Annotated in this window: 1 pseudogene; it reads left to right on the forward strand. The window is 41.4% G+C overall.

Annotated features, from left to right (window positions below):
- Positions 1–515 (forward strand): annotated as a pseudogene (locus PG086_RS09690) (agglutinin receptor); the annotation flags it as partial.

Below are 515 nucleotides of genomic sequence, written 5' to 3' on the forward strand. Positions count from 1 at the left end.
ACTCCAGATCAACCAGAGCCATCAAAACCAGAAGAGCCAAATTATGATCCATTGCCAACTCCGCCGGTAGCACCAACTCCTAAGCAGTTGCCAACACCACCAGCGGTGCCAACAGTTCACTTCCATTACAATCGTCTATTTGCACAACCTCAGATTAATAAAGAAATTAAAAATGAGGATGGAGTAGATATCGATCGTACTCTAGTTGCTAAGCAGTCTGTAGTGAAGTTTGAGTTGAAAACAGAAGCGTTGACAGCTGGTCGTCCAAAAACAACTTCATTTGTATTGGTAGATCCACTTCCAACTGGTTATCAGTTTGATTTGGAAGCAACCAAGGCTGCAAGCAAAGGTTTTGAAACAAGCTATGACAAAGCTAGTCACACTGTAACCTTTAAGGCTACTGATGAGACATTGGCAACATACAATGCTGATTTAACTAAACCTGTTGAAACTCTTTATCCAACGGTTGTTGGTCGTGTCTTGAATGATGGGGCGACTTATACAAATAACTTTAC

This window comes from Streptococcus halitosis (genome assembly GCF_027691175.1).
GTDB lineage: Bacteria > Bacillota > Bacilli > Lactobacillales > Streptococcaceae > Streptococcus > Streptococcus halitosis_A.